Origin of the sequence: Burkholderia sp. Bp8986, assembly GCF_003854225.1 — a bacterium.
GTDB lineage: Bacteria > Pseudomonadota > Gammaproteobacteria > Burkholderiales > Burkholderiaceae > Burkholderia.
The window spans coordinates 132,396-148,103 of sequence record NZ_QTQM01000011.1 but is presented as its reverse complement, the minus strand read 5'-3'; the positions used below and the strand labels follow the sequence as shown (position 1 = coordinate 148,103).

The window sequence follows — 15,708 nt, the reverse complement described above, 5'->3', positions numbered from 1 at the left end:
CTCAGGCCCCTACCAGGTCGGCGGCGTGCGCGAACGTCGCGCCGTTGGCCGTCGCGCCCGTTGCCATCACAAGCGACAGCCGTTGCGCAAGCTGCGACACGCAACCCGATACACATTGCGGCGAGCACATGCCGGCCACGAAGCGGTCGGGCCGCAACAGCACGACCGATTCGGGCACGCGCGCGAACCAGTCGCGCAGGCGCGAGTCGACATCGCCAACGGCGATCACGTCGTCAGGCACGTCGTCGTGGAAGGCGAGCTGCGGGTCGGGCTTCGCGATCACGAAACACCCCCCAAGCGCGTTCCAGATGCGGCGCGCCTCGGGAGTCAGGCCGAAGGTCGGGTCCGTGCCCCACCCCACGATCGCGAAGCGGTTGCCGATCGCATCGTCGAGCCGGACGATGCTGCCATCCACCAGACGCACGCGTGGCTGGATGAACATGCGGCCCACAGGAGTGCCAGCCTGCGCATCGCGGCCGTGCACCATCCGCCCGATCAGCGATTCACGTTTCTCGCTCATCAAACCGACCAGCCTGCCGAACGCGCCGTGTCCGCGCTTCGCGATCATGCGCGGGAGCAGCCCTTCGGACCGCGCGCGTCGCGCCAGAAGCACGACGCCCTCTTCATAGCGCGGCATCGGCTTGAAGCGCATCTCGACGAAATAGCGCTTCATGGAGGGCAGCACATCGAAGCAGCGCACGAACGCGTCACGCACTTTCGATCCGAAGAAGCTCGTCGGCGCGAAGATATCGCCCGCGACCTCCGACAGGTGGATCATCGAGCGCGCATGGGCACGCCGCTCCGTCGTGTAGGTATCGAGCAGCGCGTCGTGCGCGGTGCCTTTCACGACCATCGCAAGCTTCCAGCCGAGATTGCTCGCGTCACGAATGCCGCTGTTGTAGCCCTGCCCCTGCCACACCGGCATGATGTGCGCTGCGTCCCCCGCGAGCAGGATGCGTTTGACGCGGAACGTGCTCGCGAGCCGCGCGTTGTGCGTATAGACCCGCCGGCGAATGTAGTCGACCTTGTCAGGATCGTCGACGACCCCGCGCACCAACGCCGCCATGTTCTCCGGTTTCGACAGTTCCTCCTCCGTCTCGCCCGGCATCACCATGAATTCGAAGCGCCGGATGCCGTGCGGCAGCGCTGCCGAAACGTACGGACGCCGCGCGTCGCAATGCAGATAGACATGCGGAGAGCCGATCGGGTCGTTGCGCACGTCGATCACGATCCATTGATTCGGCTTCGTGCGGCCTTCGAACGGCACGTCGAGCGCGCGGCGCACAAAACTGTTGCCGCCGTCCGCGCCGACCATGTACGCGGCACGGATCGTTGTCTTCGCACCGTTCGCGTCTGTCACGTCGAGGGTCACCCCGCTCTCGTCCTGCGCGAAGCTGTCGACACTGTGGCCAAGCAGCGTCGATACATTCTCGAAACGCCCGAGACCGCGGTACAGAATCTGGTCGGCGAGCGGCTGGATGAATGCATTGCGGCGTGGCCAGCCGAACTCGTCGGTGCGCGGCTCGATCGACGCGAAGCACTTCCCTTTCAGCGTGAAGCGCATCCAGTGATTCGGTGTGGTGTGCGGCAGCAGCTCGTCGACAAGGCCGACCGACTGGAATACGCGCAGTGCTTCGTCGTCGAGGCCGATGGCGCGCGGATAGTCGATGATCTGCGCGAGCTTCTCGATAACGACGACGCGCACGCCCTGCAGGCCGAGAATGTTCGCGATCATCAGGCCGACCGGGCCCGCGCCGATGATGGCGACATCTGCGTCGATCGAACGATGTGTCGTTTCGTGAGGATGAGCGCGGCCGTTGCCGGCCGCCGGTTCAAAGGCGGGGCGCATGCTTGTCTCCTGACTGGGCTTGTCCGATGTGCCGAACCGACGAAGCGCCTGGCTCTCGATCGTTCAGCTTATGGACGCAGTTTATGGATGGCGGAAAACACCCTCAACAAAATCTCCGGAATGTGCATAGAATGCACATCATTGATTTCAATGGGATTTTTCCGTGACGACCTACACGAACGTGCGCGGACTGGCGCGCGGCCTCCAGGTACTGCGGGCTCTGAATGCGATGGAAAACGGACGCGCGACGAGTCAGCAGATCGCCGATCTGACCGGCCTGCATCGCACTACGGTGCGCCGCCTGCTCGAAACGTTGATGGAGGAAGGATTCGTGCGCCGCAGCACATCGGACGACAGCTTCCGCCTGACGCTCGCCGTGCGTTCCTTGAGCGAAGGCTTCACCGATACCGAGCGCATCGCCACCGTGGCGCCGCCGATCATGGGGCAGCTGCTGCAGCGCGTCGCGTGGCCATCCGATCTGACCACGCCCGATGGCGACGCGATGATCATCCGCGAGACGACGCACCGCTTCAGCCGGCTGTCGTTTCATCGCGCGATGGTAGGGCGGCGTTTGCCGATGTTGCTGACGGCTGCGGGCCGCGCCTACTTCGCAATGTGCCCCGATGAGGAGCGCGAGGATATTCTGGACCTGTTGCGCTCCGGCGCGGGCGGTGAAGAACAACAGGCGTTCGCGAGAAACGATACGCTCGTGCGCAAGCTGATCCGGCGTGTGCGCGAAGATGGTTTCGGATCGAATCACGGCGACTGGACCGCGCAGGCGAAAATCGGCGCGGTGGCGGTCGCGATCAGCGCGGACGAACGCGTGATCGCCAGTCTCAATGTCGTCTTCCTGTCGCGCGCGGTAAGTCTCGAAGATGCCACTCGCCGCTATGTGCCCGAGCTGCAAAAGGCAGCATTGGATATTGCCGAAGCATTGAGGCAGGAACCAGCAACGCGTCCCCGTGCATCAACGTAGGCACCTGGACCGGCTGAATGTCGTGAACGGAGCCGAACGGTCACGCAAATGACTATGTGCCGACCGCGCCGGACGGCCGAGCACGGCCGAACTAAGTCAGCCGACCTGACGCCGCCTGTTTGACCCAGTCCAACCTTTTACACATCGGGTTCGCACGCGAGCGCTCGTAGCCAGTGCGTATCCGCTTCGACTCAGGCCCATCCATTCATCGGCCGATGATCAATCGCGGCGGCATTCGGAAAACGCGGCGCATCGGTGACGCGTGATCGGATCGATCTCGTCACGTCATGCGCCGCAACACATGCCTGGATCGGCAACACGCTACAGCACCCGCTCCAGCGCACTCGCGAACCGCACAACCGCCGCATCGACATCATTCAGCTTGTCGAGCCCGAACAAGCCGATCCGGAAAGTCTTGAAATCCGCCGGCTCATCGCATTGCAACGGCACGCCGGCCGCGATCTGCATGCCGACATCGGCAAATTTCTTGCCGGACCGGATATCGTCGTCATCGGTATAACAGACGACGACACCCGGTGCCTCGAAGCCTTCGGCCGCGACACTCCGGAACCCCTTCTCGGCGAGCAACGCACGAATCCGCGTGCCGAGCTCCAGTTGTTCCGCCCTCACCTTGTCGAAGCCGTACGCGTCCGTTTCCTTGATCACGTCGCGCAGCGTCGCGAGGCTATCGGTGGGCATCGTCGCGTGATACGCGAACCCGCCGCTTTCGTACGCTTCCATGATCTGCAGCCACTTGCGCAGATCGCACGCGAAACTGGTGCTCGTCGTCGCATCGATGCGCTCGCGGGCGAGCGCACCGAGCATCACCAGCGCACAGCCGGGCGACGCGCTCCAGCCCTTTTGCGGTGCGCTGATCAGCACGTCGACACCGCTCGCTTCCATGTCGACCCAGATCGTGCCGGACGCGATGCAATCGAGCACGAACATGCCGCCGACCGCATGCACGGCGTCGGCGACCGCACGCAGATACGCATCGGGCAGCATCATCCCCGACGCGGTTTCGACGTGCGGCGCGAACACCAGATCCGGCTTGTGCTCGCGAATCGCCGCAACGACTTCATCGATCGGCGCCGGCGCAAAGGCGGCCTGTCTGCCCGCTTCGACCGGACGCGCCTTCAGCACGATCGACTCGGACGGAATGCTGCCCATGTCGAAAATCTGCGACCAGCGGAAACTGAACCAGCCGTTGCGGATGACGAGGCACTTCCTGTTCGTCGCGAACTGCCGGGCCACGGCTTCCATGCCGAACGTCCCGCTACCCGGGACGATTGCGACCGCCTTCGCGTTGTAGACCTTCTTCAGCGCAGCGGAAATGTCGCGCATCACGCCCTGGAAGCGCTGCGACATGTGATTGATCGACCGGTCGGTGTACACCACCGAGTATTCGAGAAGCCCGTCGCGGTCGACATCGGGAAGTAATCCTGGCACGTTCGCCTCCGGTAAAGGACATGGGATGAGCGCGAGCGGTGTTCATGAGCGGATGCCGCTGCGCCGATGCAACGCTGCTTTTCTCTGATAGACGAACGATTCTAACGAAAGCTGTCCGCTCGTTGGAAATTTCGGCGCTTGTCTCATTCACCGCACATCCGGTGTCGTGCGCGCGACGGGTAGCCGCGCTATGGACGCGATGCCAGCAACCTGATCCCAGCGACCCCGAATACGACGGCCAGACACCCGTCCAGTGCCTTGTGGGTTCGCATGTAGATCCTTCGAACCGGCTCCATGGAAAACAGCCATGCATAACCGGCGAACACGCCGCACCCAATGGCCGCACAACCCACGACCAGTGCACCTTTTGACGGCCGGGTGCCGCCGGACGACAGCGCCACGATCGAAACCCACACGAGGATCGCCTTCGGATTGGTGAGATGAAGCATCGCACCGCGGCAATAGATGCTGGTCAACGTCGGCGTTCGCGCCGTTTCGGATACGGCGGGCGGCACCCGTCCGAGCGCATTGCGCGCCGACTTGAATGCAAGCCACAAGAGATACAGTCCGCCGAAAATCCTGATCGCGACGATGAACGGGGCATACGCGATCAGCGCAGCCGATACGCCCAGCACGGCCACACTCGCCCACAACATCGAACTCGACAGGACGCCAAGCGAGAACGTCAATGCCGCCTTTCGGCCGTGATTCGCCGCGATGGACATGATGGCGAGATTGCTCGGTCCGGGGCTCGCGGTACCGACGAAATAGATTGCATAGGCAAACAGCAGGTCGGTCGCGAGGTGGGCATTGGCCGTCATGTTCTGGATTCCGCAACGAAAAGTGGCCGGATGATCGGACACAGGCGCAGCCGGCGAAAGAGGCAATATCGCCATCTTCCGTTGAATTTCGGACAAGCCGGCGAGACCGCATCGATGCACGCTACCGCGCCGTTGTCGACGCGCTCCGCCGCAAACGAGGCGGAGCGCGTCGCCCGTCACGCGCGCAACGGTCTCAACCCGGCACGCACTTCATTCGCGAAGATCATCGGTTCTTCCCATGCCGCGAAGTGCCCGCCTGTTGCCGGTTTGTTGAAGTAAATCAGATTGTGATAAGCCCTCTCGGTCCAGCTCCGCGGCGCCTGGTAGTTTTCCCCCGGAAACGCGCTCACCGCCGCCGGCACGCCGACGTCGGCCGCTAGGAAGAAGTTCGCATGCGATTCCCAGTAGAAACGCGCCGCCGAGACGCCCGTGTTCGTGAGCCAGTAAAGCGTGATGTCGTCGAGCACGTCGTCCCGTGTCAGCGCGCCGGCCGAGTGGCCGTTGACCGGGCGACCCTGCACGGCCGCGCTCAGCGCTGCCGCCGGCTGGCCGTAACCGTCTCCGTGGTCGAGCAGCCACGAAGCCAGCGCGACGGGCGAATCGGCGAGTCCGTACAACGTCTGCGGGCGCGTACCCATTTCAATCGCGTAACCGCGCTTCCTCTTGAAATTGGCGCTCAGCTGTTCATATGCGTGCCGCTCTTCGTCCGACAAGCCGGCAGGTGCGGGATCGCCGGCCGTCAGCGACTTCAGAATTTCCGCCGGCACGGACGCCGGGAAATTCACATGAATGCCCATCAGCTCAGGCGGCGCCTGTTTCGCCATGATGTTCGTGACGATGCCGCCGAGGTCCCCGCCCTGCGAAGCAAAGCGCGCGTAGCCGAGCCGTTTCATCAGCGTCACCCATGCGCGCGCCGTGCGCTCCGGCCCCCATCCCGTCGTCGTGGGTCGCGCCGAAAAGCCATAGCCGGGCAGCGACGGAATCACGAGATGGAACGCATCCGACGCCGGCGCGCCGTACGCCGTCGGATCGACGAGCGGCGCGATGATCTTGAACTGCTCGATGATGGAGCCGGGCCAGCCGTGGGTCACGATCAACGGCATCGCATTCTCGTGCTTCGATCGCACATGGATGAAGTGGATGTCGAGGCCATCGATTTCGGTCACGAATTGCGGATACGCATTCAGCGTCGCTTCGCACTTGCGCCAGTCGTAGTCGCTCGCCCAATACCGCGCGAGCGCCTGAATGGTCGCAAGCTGAATGCCCTGCGACTCGTCGGCCACGGTCTCGCGGTCCGGCCAACGCGTCGCGTTGATGCGCTGCCGCATGTCGGCGAGCTGCGCGTCGGGCACATGCACCCGGAATGGCCGAATCGCCGATCTGTCGCCGCGTGCGGGTTCCGCGGTGCCGATTGCCGGGCTGGTCTGCGCGAGCGCCAGGCGGCTCAGCGAACCGGCCGCCAGTGCGGCGGCCGCGATACCGACAAAGCGCCGGCGCGACAACGACGTCGTCACGTTGCGACCGGCACCGGCAGGCGCGCTTTCGGCGCCCGACATCAGGAGCGGCCGATCATCGGCAGCGTTCGTTGTCATATCACACACCTTTCAAGGAAAGATCTCATCGCACCCTTACATGCATATGCACATGTTGCGATCAAAAAATGCGCGTTCATGCGACGACTGCCGGCCCCGATCGGCAAGCCGAATGTTCGGCAACGGCCGGGCAAGCCCGCGCATCACGCAGCCGCGGCACGCCAATCGTCCGCGCCCGCGTCATATCCGGCCACCGGCTGCGCGACGCGTTCGTGAACATGCGCGGTCGGCGTACGGTCGATCATCAGGCTCAGCAATTCCGAGCGGTTATAGTGACCGGCCGCGTCCATCAGCATCTTGCGACGGTCGATCAGCGAGAAGTCCAGATCGACGATGACCTCGCCCTCGCCCGATCGAAGCGGCTCGGCCATCAACATACCGTCGGGCGACACGATCGTCGTGAAGCAGCCGCCCGAGATCGGGCCGATCGCGCAGCCGGTGTCCTTCATGATTTGCGCCTGCTGGTCGGCATCCAGCCACGCCGTTGCATTGACGACGAACGCGCCGGACTCGAGCGCATGCTGCCGGATGTTGATCTCCATGCGCTGCGCGAAGCCTTCCCCGAAGGCCGAACCCGGATACATCGCCGAATGAATCTGTTCGCCGTCGGCAATCATCGCGTAGCGCGCGAGCGGATTGTTGTGCTCGAAACACGCGAGCTGCCCGATACGGCCGACGGCGCTGTCGACCGCGCGCAACCCCGATCCGTCGCCCTGCCCCCAAACCATGCGCTCGAAGTGCGTCGGCGTGATCTTGCGACGGCGCTGGATCAGTTGCCCGTCCGCGTCGAACAGCAACTGCGCGTTGTACAGCGTGCCGCCGTCGCGCTCGTTGACGCCGATGGACACGACCATGCCTGCCTTGCGTGCTGCTTCGCCGATCGCATCGGTCGCGGCGGACGGCACGGTGACGGCCTGTTCCAGCAGCCGGAGATGCTCGGTACCGGACAGCAGTTCGATGCCCGTCTGAACGGCCGCGAAATACGGGTAATAGGGGACGACCGTTTCGGGAAAAGTGGCGAATTGCACACCTTGCCGGCCAAGGTCGTGGATCTTCTCCACGACCTTGGCGACGGTGGCTTCACGACTGTAGAGCACCGGGCTGAACTGGACAGCGGCGGCCTTGACGACTTTCATGACACACTCCTTGGACAATGCGCGGTGCGGCACTCCGCTCGCGACAGGCGCATTGGAGCAGGCGAACGTATCCCGTTCTTGTCGGAAAGTCGGCGATATGTATGCGTACGTATCCGCGTCTGTTGCAGATACTTCGGGATACAAATGGAGCACCCGGAGCGGCGCGATTCCATTGCGATCGGTAACGCGACGTCGCGAAGCTCAATCGCGCCGATCGCGTGGTTCGGCTTGCACGCTCTTTGCCGCAGCACGCGAGAACTGCACTTGATATTCGCTCGGCGACAACCCCGTCTTGCGCTTGAACAATTGCCGGAACGTACTGACATCGCTGTAACCGACGCGCTGACTCACGTCCTCGAGCCCGATCGGCCGTGTTTCCAGCAGACGTTTCGCGACTTCGACCCGCAGATTCTGCAGATACGTCAACGGCGCGAGGCCGACCGCTTCCTTGAAGCGACGATTGAGCGTGCGTTCGCTGACGGCCAGCGATGCCGCCAGATCGCCGAGCCGGAATCCTTGCTGCAATGTCGCTTCCATCCGCTGCTGAGCGCGCGCCACGAGCGTGTCGGTATGCCCGTGTTCGTCGAGAAGCGTGGCAAAGGACGCCTGCGACGTCCGGTTCATGTCGATCAACAGCGCCTTCGCGGTCATCGTCGCGAGTTCTCCGCCGGCGCAAGCTTCGACGAGATGCACGGCGAGGTTCAGATAGGACGTGACGGAGCCGCCCGAGATGATCCCGTCTTGCGCGAGCAGCAGCTCGTTCGCGCGGACTTCGACACGCGGATAGCGGCGCGCGAAATCCGCCGCTCTCGCCCAGTGTGTCGTCGCGACGCGGCCATCCAGCAGGCCCGCCTCGGCAAGCAGGTAATTCGCCGTGCAATACGCGGCGAGCATCGCGCCGGCCTTGTGTTGACGCCGCAGTGCGGAAGTCAGTTCGCTCAACTGCTCGCGATGCCCGAGGAACTCGTCGATCCGCGAAAAGAAAGGTGCCGTCAGCAGCACGGCGTCGGCTCGTTTGCGCGGGTCGATCTTGCCGTCGACCGGAATGATCTGACCTGACGCCGCCTTCACCGGTTGCCCGTCGAGCGACTCCACGCGCCATGCGAACAACGGCGCGGACGACGCGCCCGGTTCCGCCCGGCGCGCATGGAACTGATTTGCAGCGCTGAAGACATCGACCGGGCCCGCGACGCCGGACGCCAGGATTCCGTCATAGACCCAGATGCGGATGATCGCCATTGCGTGTCCGAATTTCCTTGAATAGTGGCGATGCTGCCACTTTCCTGCGCCCGCGTAAACCGCGACGATGGCGCCATCCGATCAACCGAAAACAGGAGCATCCCATGCCGATGATCGATGCGATGTGGCCCGACCACGCACTGACGCCCGATGCTGAAGCCCGCCTCGTCAGGGAACTGACCGATATCCTCATCGAAGCAGAAGGGTACGATCCCGCGAGCCCGGTCGTTCAGCGCGTGACCGTATTCCATCTGCACCGGCCGGCCGCGATCTACATCGGCGGCGAACGTACCGATACGGTGCGCTACCGGATCATTCCTTCGGTTCCCGAAGGGCAATACACCGACGAATCGCGCCGCTCGCTCGTCCGACGCGTCACGGAAGCCGTGGCACGCGCGGAAGGCCGGCCGTTCGACGATGTCGCACCGCGCGTCTGGATCTTTCCGACCGAGATACCGGACGGTGCGTGGGGAACGCGCGGCGCGATCTGGACGCTGCCCGATATCCACGCGCTGCTCGCGGGCGAACCGGAGCGCGACGCGGGCGCCGAGCGCCTTGCGCGACGGCGCCGGGAAAAGGCACGCGTTGCGCTCGCGGCAGCGCTCGATGCCGCAAACGCAGGTGTCACGCGCAACGCGTGCAAGGAGTAACCGCCATGAAATTCAACGACACGGCCCCGATGATGGCACCCGCCGACGGTCCGCCGCGGTGGCTGGCGCGCCTGGCCGAAAACGCGACGCTGGAAGCCACCGTGCTGAAGCGCCCGATCGACGGGCGAGCCGACATTCTCTCGGTGATCAAGCACGCGGTCTCGCTCTACGAGTTCCAGCAGCATGCTTACAAAGGCATGATCGGCAACGATCTTTATCTGGAATCCTATCGTTCACGTATCAACGGTGTGCCGATCGAGACGGTGGTCGTCGCCCATATGAACGAGCAAGGCGATACGGATTCCGTCGTCATCAATCATCGACCGCTCGATGCCGCACTACTCTTCTCGCAATTGATGCGCGAGCGCGTGGACGAGCGCTTTCGCGCGTGTTATCTGTCGGAACGGGAAGCCGCCGCGCTCAATGCGGCAGCCGTCCCGCCACCGGGTCCGGGGCCGCAGGATGAAACGCCTTCTTCTTGATTTGACGGCAGCTTGCTTGCTGCTCGCTTTCGCAGGAGTCTCCATGGCACATTCCGCTGCGTTGCCGACCACGCCCATCACGAAGATACTGGCGATCGGTACGTTTCCTCCCGGCACGGACATGCAGCACGTCCAGACCATTCTTCCGACCGAAGTCCGCGAGACGACACAGCTGTATCTCGCAGGCAAGATCGATCAGTGGTATTCCCTGCAGGACCGGCCCGGGGTCGCGTTCGTCCTGAACGTGACGGACGCGGGTGAAGCGCATGAAATGCTGGAACGACTCCCGTTGGGGAAGGCTCACCTCATGACGTTCACGCTGCTCCCGATCGGCCCGCTCAAGCCATTGAGCAAGCTCTTGAATCCTCCGGCGGCTCAGTAGAAACCCCTGCACCCCGCCATCTTTCTAAACAGCGAAGCGCACCGTGTGCCGCGCGATGTCGCACCGAACGAGATCCTCGATCATGACTCGACCCGTAACGAAAACACCCGCCTCTCCCGCCGCCGCTGCGGGTTCTTCAACGTGCCCGACCGTGCCGGCGCCGTCGTCGCCGGAACCCACGGTCGACGTCGGCGACGTGCAGGTCAATGCCGACATCACGCTGCGCCGCATGGTCTACCGCCCCGCACGATCGAAGGGCATCGTGCTGTTCCTGCACGGCTTCCCCGAGACGATGTATGCGTGGAAGCCGATTGCCGAATCACTGTCCTCCGACTACGAGGTGCATGCGTTCGACTGGCCAGGCTACGGGCAATCGTCGCGTCCGCGCGCCGATCGCTTTTCGTACGCGCCGAGCGACTATGCCCGTGTGCTGAGAGACTACATCCGTACGTCGGGCATCGATGGTTCGAGACTGTTGATTTATGCGACGGATATCGGTGCGCTTCCGGCGCTGCTGGCGGCGTTGGAACAACCGGATATCGCGCGGGAAATCATCGTTGGCGACTTTGCCCCGTTCAACCGGCCGCAATATATGTACGAAAGCCTGCAAGGCCTGAAGTCGAAGCCTTCATCGGATATCGTGCGCGCCGCCATGAACAGGAATCGCGACGAAATCCTCGCAAACACGTTCTTCCGGGGCATGGAGGATGACGAGCGCTACACGTTGCCCGAGGAATTCATGGACGACGTGGCGAAGGGATGGGACGGTGACTTGACCGCGGCCGACGCCTTTTTCCACTACTACGCATGCTTCACCCGGGATCAGGACTACTTCGAAGCCAATATGGCAAGGTTGAAAGTCCCCGTTAAGGTTGTGTGGGGCGGGAAGGACATCTATATCAAGAAGGAAATGGGCATCGAGTACGCGGACCGAAACGGGGTGAACATTTCGATTCTTCCGGAACTGGGCCACTTTCCGCATCTGCAGGCGCCCGCCCGGACGGCGAACGAAGTTCGGGCTTCGTTCGACGAGGCGAGCGATCGCGCGACCAAGTAGCGGACAACGGGGGACGGCTCCGCTCCCGCCGGGCGATTCAATCGCACCGCCGATCACTTCGGCCATCGCCAGCCGGGATCGGACCGGCGTTCGGCGAAGTAGCCGGACTGTCAGGCCGGCGCGTCGAAACGCAACATCGTGAAACCGGGCTTGCGCTCCGAGGGCACGGGAACATAATCTTTAACGATACCGGCGGACGTAACGAACGATTCCGCCCGGGTTCCCTGACGTCCTGCGATGAACATCAAAAGCCGTGCCCGCCAGCACACGGCCCGCCCGCCCCGCAAGCCCGATGCCGGCCTGCTGCAGTGGATCAACGGACTCGCCGCGGCGCGCACGTATCGATTGCATTGGCTGCCGCACGATCTGCTTGCCGGCGTCACGCTCAGTGCCGTGCTCGTGCCCGCCGGCATGGCGTACGCGAACGCAGCGGGCCTGCCCGCCGTCAACGGGCTCTATGCGTCGCTCGCCGCGATGCTCGCGTACGCGCTCTTCGGCCCCAGCCGCATCCTCGTGCTCGGCCCCGACTCCGCGCTGGTTGCGCTGATTGCCGCAAGCATCACGCCGCTTGCTCACGGCGATGCCGCGCATGCGCTGGCCCTTGCCGGCGCGCTCGCGATACTCGCGGGCGCGATCTGCATCGCGGTCGGAGTGCTCAGGCTCGGATTCGTCACCGAGCTGCTGTCGCTGCCCATCCGGTACGGTTTTCTGAACGGCATCATGCTGACGATCAGCATCGGACAATTGCCCAAGCTCCTCGGCTACAAGGGCAACGGCGAATCGTTCATCGAGCAGGTGCGCGACGTGGTCGCAGGCATCGCGGCATCGAAGGTGAACGCAACGTCGTTCGCACTCGGCGTCGCCGCGCTCGCGCTGATACTCGCGTGCAAACGGCTCTGGCCCAGGATGCCGGGTGTGCTGCTCGCCGTGGCGGGCGCGACGGCGGTGGTGATGTGGTTCGATCTGTCGACGCGCGCCGGCGTTGCAACCGTCGGTGCGGTCCCGCAAGGCCTGCCGGTGCCGCGCATCCCCGACGTGAGCTTCGACGACTGGCTGCATCTCGCGGGCAGCGCAGCGGCGATCGCGCTCGTTTCGTTCACGGATATCAGCGTGCTGTCCCGCACCTACGAACTGCGCAACGACACCAGCGTGGACCGGAATCACGAATGCATCGCGCTTGGGCTGTCGAACCTCGCCGCCGGCCTGATGCAAGGGTTCGCGGTGAGCGCGAGCGGCTCACGCACGCCCGTCGCGGAAGCGGCGGGCGCGAAGACGCAGGCGACGGGCGTGGTGGCTGCCGCCATCGTTGCCGCACTGCTGCTGTTCGCGCCGCGCGCGCTTGCACACACGCCACAATCCGCGCTGGCCGCCGTCGTGATCGCGGCATGCGTGAACATGATCGAGGTGCGCGGCGTCGTGCGGCTTTATCGGCTCCGCAAAAGCGAGTTCGTGCAGGCGGTGGCGTGCTTCGTCGGCGTTGCAGCCGTCGGGGTCGTGAACGGCATTGCGCTGGCGCTGTTGCTCACCGTCCTGTCGTTTCTATGGCGCGCGTGGCGGCCTTACGATGCCGTGCTCGGGCGGGTCGACGGCAGGAAGGGCTATCACGACGTGTCGCGCCATCCGGACGCGCGGCGCGTGCCCGGGCTCGTGCTGCTGCGCTGGGATGCGCCGCTCTTTTTCGCGAATGGCGAAATCTTTCGGGAACGCGTGTTGCGCGCCGTCGATGAATCGCCGGAGCCGGCACGCTGGATCGTCATCGCGGCGGAGCCCGTGACCGACATCGACCTCACGGCCGCCGATGCCCTCGAACGGCTGCATCTCGAACTTGCCGCGCGGCAGGTCAAGCTGGTCTTCGCGGAGCTGAAAGGCCCCGTCAAGGACAGCCTCAGGCATTACGGCATGTACAGCATGTTCGGCGACGACAACTTCTTTCCGACGATCGGCGAAGCGGTAAGTCGTTATGTGGGCATGCATCGAATCGAGTGGCACGACTGGGAAGACTCCCGGGGATCGGCGGGGGACTGATGGTCGGCAACATATCGGAGGCGGTATGGAACGAGAGCTGAAGCTGCGGGTTTCCGCAAAGAACCTCGACAAGTTGCGCCACGCGCCGTTGCTTGCACAGTCCAACGGCGCCGGTGCGACTCAACAGCTGACGAGCACGTACTTCGACACTGCCACGCTCGCATTTCACCGGTGCGCGGCTTCCCTGCGGGTGCGTGCGGCAGGAAACCACAGAGTCCAGACGTTGAAACTGGAAGGATCGGCCCGGGCCGGCCTGTTCGAGCGGGACGAATTCGAGACGCCCGTCGACGGCGACGTCCCCGATCTGACACGGCTGCGGGACACGCTCCCCGATGACACCGAGTGTGGCCGCCTGGTTCGCGACCAGGCCACGGCACCGGATCTTCAGCCCGTGTTCGTCACGCGAATCAAGCGGCGGGTTCTACCGCTGCGCCTGCCTTCCGGCGACGAAGTCGAGGTCGCGCTCGACAAGGGGACGGTCGACGCGGATTCGAAGTCGGTCCCGATCGCCGCGATCGAACTGGAACTGAAACGCGGCCGCCCCGAAAACCTGTACGGCATCGCACTGGAATTGCTCGACATCGCGCCATTGCGCATCGATCACGAGAGCAAGGCCGATCTCGGGTACGGGCTGCTCGTCGCCGAGCACCAGCCGGCCGTCAAGGCGCGACCGGTGCAGCTGAAGAAGCACGATTCGATCGAAGACGCGTTCTGCCGGATCGTGCGCAACTGCCTGGACCAGATCCGCGCCAACGAACGCGGTGTCGAGTCCGGTCATGATCCGTCGAGCGTGCATCAGATGCGGGTGGGGCTGCGTCGCCTGCGTTCGGCGCTCGACCTGTTCGCGAAAGTGATTCCCGCGTATCCCGGCCTTGACGACGAACTGCGCTGGATCGCCGGCGAGCTCGGCGCCGCGCGCGACTGGGAAGTGCTTGCCGGAGCGACGCTCGACCATGCCGGCACGAACGGCAATCCGGACGAGATCCGTTCAGTGCGGAACGCCTGCAAGCGCATTGCCGCCATCAATCGCCAGCGCGCGGCCTCCGCAGTCGGATCGGTTCGCTACACGCGGCTCGCGTTACAGCTCGCGTCATGGGTGAACCGAAAGGGCTGGCGGGACGGGATGCCTGACGAACGGCGCGATGCCATCATGCAGCCGGCGAGTCCGTTTGCTCACGAAGTTCTGCGTCGCCGGCACCGGAAACTGATCAAACGCGGCAAGAGGCTGGCCGATCTCGACGATCACCGGCGTCACCGTGCGCGCATCGCGGCGAAGAAAGTCCGGTACGCCACCGAATTCTTCGCGTCGCTGTGCCGCAAGCAAGCCGTCCGCTCGTACGTCGACGCGCTGTCCGAACTTCAGGATGATCTGGGCTGGCGTAACGATGCCGTGGTCGCCGAGCAGTTTCTGAAAGCGCTGCCTCGCACGTCACCCGACGCCGCGCCGGGTGCGGGCTTTGCTCGCGGCTTTCTGGCCGCGCGTGCCGCGGCCGATCATCAGACGTTGAAGCAGCTGTGGAGCCGCTTCAAACGGCTGTCGCCGCCGCACTGAAGCGGCACGCGGCCGCATCGACGTTGCGCGATGGCACTCAGGGCTTGCACGCGATCGCCTCGATCTCGATCCTGGTGCCGACCATGTTCGTCGCCTGCAACGTCGAGCGTGACGGCTTGTTCTCGGGGAAGAACTCCGCATAGACGCGATTGAATTCGGCGAAGTCGCGCGCGTCTTCGAGCCAGACGGTGGTTTTCACGACGTCGCCGAGCGTGCATCCTGCCAGCGCGAGTACGTGTGCGACGTTCTTCAACGTCTGACGCGTCTGCGCTTCGATCCCGCCGGCAACGATGCTGCCGTCTTCGTTTCTCGCCACCTGACCGGATACGAATACCAGATCGCCGGCTTTGGTCGCCAACGACCGAGGCAGGTTTCGCGTGACGGGGTTGCTTTCTGCGAAGTATTCGATTGCCATTTGAACCTCCGTTCGATCCGCCTGGCGCCTGCGCCGGCCAATGACGACGAGCGTAGCGCGGAACCCGCGCGCTGCCAATCCGG

Annotated in this window: 14 protein-coding genes; 7 read left to right on the top strand and 7 right to left on the bottom strand. The window is 64.1% G+C overall.

The features are described from left to right. Window position 1: 1 nt before the first annotated feature. Entirely contained in the window at window positions 2–1,849 is a 1,848-nt protein-coding gene (locus DID99_RS13410) for a bifunctional 3-(3-hydroxy-phenyl)propionate/3-hydroxycinnamic acid hydroxylase (RefSeq protein WP_124666919.1), read from the bottom strand. Between the two features lie 163 nt (window positions 1,850–2,012). Here DID99_RS13410 and DID99_RS13405 point away from each other — a divergent pair, with 163 nt between their 5' ends. Further along, window positions 2,013–2,825 carry a DNA-binding transcriptional regulator gene (locus DID99_RS13405; RefSeq protein ID WP_124485182.1) on the top strand — a complete coding sequence of 271 codons (813 nt, stop codon included), beginning with the start codon at window positions 2,013–2,015 and terminating at the stop codon, window positions 2,823–2,825. Window positions 2,826–3,146: 321 nt separating this feature from the next. On the opposite strand, the gene DID99_RS13400 is transcribed toward DID99_RS13405, so the two are convergent. The 5 genes from DID99_RS13400 to DID99_RS13380 all read right to left on the bottom strand — a co-directional run bounded on the left by DID99_RS13400 (window position 3,147) and on the right by DID99_RS13380 (window position 9,062). Continuing rightward, window positions 3,147–4,274, bottom strand: coding sequence for an aminotransferase class V-fold PLP-dependent enzyme (locus DID99_RS13400; RefSeq protein ID WP_124666918.1), 1,128 nt, complete (start codon window positions 4,272–4,274; stop codon window positions 3,147–3,149). A gap of 188 nt (window positions 4,275–4,462) precedes the next feature. Beyond that, entirely contained in the window at window positions 4,463–5,095 is a 633-nt protein-coding gene (locus DID99_RS13395) for a LysE family translocator (protein WP_124666917.1), read from the bottom strand. A gap of 176 nt (window positions 5,096–5,271) precedes the next feature. Then, window positions 5,272–6,651, bottom strand: a complete 1,380-nt coding sequence (locus DID99_RS13390) for an epoxide hydrolase family protein (protein ID WP_124521562.1) — start codon at window positions 6,649–6,651, stop codon at window positions 5,272–5,274. 179 nt (window positions 6,652–6,830) lie between these two features. Then, window positions 6,831–7,823: a carbon-nitrogen hydrolase family protein gene (locus DID99_RS13385; RefSeq protein ID WP_044847772.1), complete on the bottom strand. Its 993-nt coding sequence runs from the start codon at window positions 7,821–7,823 to the stop codon at window positions 6,831–6,833. 201 nt (window positions 7,824–8,024) lie between these two features. Next, on the bottom strand, window positions 8,025–9,062 hold the full coding sequence (locus DID99_RS13380) for a GlxA family transcriptional regulator (RefSeq protein ID WP_044847771.1): 1,038 nt from the start codon (window positions 9,060–9,062) through the stop codon (window positions 8,025–8,027). Between the two features lie 104 nt (window positions 9,063–9,166). Here DID99_RS13380 and DID99_RS13375 point away from each other — a divergent pair, with 104 nt between their 5' ends. The 6 genes from DID99_RS13375 (at window position 9,167) to DID99_RS13350 (ending at window position 15,210) form a co-directional block, all read left to right on the top strand. After that, on the top strand, window positions 9,167–9,712 hold the full coding sequence (locus DID99_RS13375) for a tautomerase family protein (protein WP_124666916.1): 546 nt from the start codon (window positions 9,167–9,169) through the stop codon (window positions 9,710–9,712). A gap of 5 nt (window positions 9,713–9,717) precedes the next feature. After that, on the top strand, window positions 9,718–10,194 hold the full coding sequence (locus DID99_RS13370) for a hypothetical protein (protein ID WP_124666915.1): 477 nt from the start codon (window positions 9,718–9,720) through the stop codon (window positions 10,192–10,194). 43 nt (window positions 10,195–10,237) lie between these two features. After that, window positions 10,238–10,576 (top strand): muconolactone Delta-isomerase family protein, encoded by a 339-nt coding sequence (locus DID99_RS13365; protein WP_124666914.1) that lies wholly within the window; start codon window positions 10,238–10,240, stop codon window positions 10,574–10,576. An 82-nt stretch (window positions 10,577–10,658) separates the two neighbouring features. Continuing rightward, window positions 10,659–11,633 (top strand): alpha/beta fold hydrolase, encoded by a 975-nt coding sequence (locus tag DID99_RS13360; RefSeq protein WP_124666913.1) that lies wholly within the window; start codon window positions 10,659–10,661, stop codon window positions 11,631–11,633. Between the two features lie 237 nt (window positions 11,634–11,870). Beyond that, complete coding sequence (locus DID99_RS13355) at window positions 11,871–13,658, top strand: SulP family inorganic anion transporter (RefSeq protein WP_124666912.1); 1,788 nt, start codon at window positions 11,871–11,873, stop codon at window positions 13,656–13,658. Between the two features lie 25 nt (window positions 13,659–13,683). Then, window positions 13,684–15,210, top strand: a complete 1,527-nt coding sequence (locus DID99_RS13350; RefSeq protein WP_124666911.1) for a CYTH and CHAD domain-containing protein — start codon at window positions 13,684–13,686, stop codon at window positions 15,208–15,210. A gap of 37 nt (window positions 15,211–15,247) precedes the next feature. On the opposite strand, the gene DID99_RS13345 is transcribed toward DID99_RS13350, so the two are convergent. Next, window positions 15,248–15,625: a RidA family protein gene (locus DID99_RS13345; RefSeq protein ID WP_044847766.1), complete on the bottom strand. Its 378-nt coding sequence runs from the start codon at window positions 15,623–15,625 to the stop codon at window positions 15,248–15,250. Window positions 15,626–15,708: the final 83 nt, after the last annotated feature.

What these genes read in the sequence shown, in the direction of transcription:
- DID99_RS13410 (WP_124666919.1), bottom strand. Translation starts at nt 1,849, where the DNA reads ATGCGCCCCGCCTTTGAACCGGCGGCCGGCAACGGCCGCGCTCATCCT.
- DID99_RS13395 (WP_124666917.1), bottom strand. Translation starts at nt 5,095, where the DNA reads ATGACGGCCAATGCCCACCTCGCGACCGACCTGCTGTTTGCCTATGCA.
- DID99_RS13390 (WP_124521562.1), bottom strand. Translation starts at nt 6,651, where the DNA reads ATGTCGGGCGCCGAAAGCGCGCCTGCCGGTGCCGGTCGCAACGTGACG.
- DID99_RS13385 (WP_044847772.1), bottom strand. Translation starts at nt 7,823, where the DNA reads ATGAAAGTCGTCAAGGCCGCCGCTGTCCAGTTCAGCCCGGTGCTCTAC.
- DID99_RS13380 (WP_044847771.1), bottom strand. Translation starts at nt 9,062, where the DNA reads ATGGCGATCATCCGCATCTGGGTCTATGACGGAATCCTGGCGTCCGGC.
- DID99_RS13375 (WP_124666916.1), top strand. Translation starts at nt 9,167, where the DNA reads ATGCCGATGATCGATGCGATGTGGCCCGACCACGCACTGACGCCCGAT.
- DID99_RS13370 (WP_124666915.1), top strand. Translation starts at nt 9,718, where the DNA reads ATGAAATTCAACGACACGGCCCCGATGATGGCACCCGCCGACGGTCCG.
- DID99_RS13365 (WP_124666914.1), top strand. Translation starts at nt 10,238, where the DNA reads ATGGCACATTCCGCTGCGTTGCCGACCACGCCCATCACGAAGATACTG.
- DID99_RS13360 (WP_124666913.1), top strand. Translation starts at nt 10,659, where the DNA reads ATGACTCGACCCGTAACGAAAACACCCGCCTCTCCCGCCGCCGCTGCG.
- DID99_RS13355 (WP_124666912.1), top strand. Translation starts at nt 11,871, where the DNA reads ATGAACATCAAAAGCCGTGCCCGCCAGCACACGGCCCGCCCGCCCCGC.
- DID99_RS13350 (WP_124666911.1), top strand. Translation starts at nt 13,684, where the DNA reads ATGGAACGAGAGCTGAAGCTGCGGGTTTCCGCAAAGAACCTCGACAAG.
- DID99_RS13345 (WP_044847766.1), bottom strand. Translation starts at nt 15,625, where the DNA reads ATGGCAATCGAATACTTCGCAGAAAGCAACCCCGTCACGCGAAACCTG.